Genomic DNA, 927 nt, shown 5'->3' with positions numbered 1-927 from the left:
CTCAGTTTGGTAGAGTGCTTGGTTTGGGACCAAGATGCCGCAGGTTCAAGTCCTGTCGCCTCGACCACTTTATTAAAAAAAATGAAAACAAAATAAAAAATGCTTGACAAGTGCTTGGAGATATGATATAATAGATATCGTCAGTTCGACAGATCAAGCAATACAAGCTGGTGTAGCTCAGTTGGTAGAGCAGCTGATTTGTAATCAGCAGGTCGGGGGTTCAAGTCCGTCCACCAGCTCCATTGAAGCCTACTGTTTAGGCAGTAGGCTTTGATTTTTGAAAAACTTGATAGGGGAGAATTCCCGAGTGGCCAAAGGGGGCAGACTGTAAATCTGTTGCGTTTCGCTTCGATGGTTCGAATCCATCTTCTCCCACCAAGCTTAAAAAACGCCTTAAACGCTAAAGTTTAGGGCGTTTTTCTTTTGCGTTCATTAGAGATAAACCCCCTCTGAAAATCTGCTTGTCTAACAGTTATCTAACATAACGCTAACTAAGCAGGCTCAATGTCAATAGTTGGGATAACCCGAAAAAACGAAATATATGAAAATTAGGCTCAATGTAAATAAATAGGGGTACCCCGATAAAAACAGAGCCACTGCATCTAATTCGAATTGTTTTGTGCTGTTTAGATACCTAACATTAGCGGATATGTTTCCGCAAGATACAGCCAAGCATTTGCAGCAGTTGTGCGTATAATTTAAACTGCTGCAAAAGTCAGCAAACAAGCCGAATTTTATATTGCATAATTATTTTCTTGACATCAAGACTACGGTCTCGATGTGGCACGGTTGTTCAACGAAAAACATACTCAACCCCTATTGTACAAGGGAATGGTGGAACGCACCTTTTCCCTTAAAATCTAGTGGTTCGAGCCTGTGACAACCTTGAATTGTCCTATAATTTGTATAGGCAAACAGGGTAAAGCT

Annotated in this window: 2 tRNA genes; both read left to right on the top strand. The window is 41.0% G+C overall.

The features are described 5' to 3' along the window. Window positions 1–166: 166 nt before the first annotated feature. Window positions 167–242: transfer RNA gene (locus WS40_RS10770), tRNA-Thr, on the top strand. A gap of 51 nt (window positions 243–293) precedes the next feature. Continuing rightward, window positions 294–378 (top strand) — tRNA-Tyr (locus WS40_RS10765). Window positions 379–927 lie beyond the last annotated feature (549 nt).

It is taken from the genome of Ruminococcus sp. N15.MGS-57, from assembly GCF_000980385.1.
In the GTDB taxonomy this organism is placed as follows: Bacteria; Bacillota; Clostridia; order Oscillospirales; family Ruminococcaceae; genus Hominimerdicola; species Hominimerdicola aceti.
Note: the sequence above shows the minus strand (reverse complement) of the source record. Positions and strands in the feature narration are given on the sequence as shown.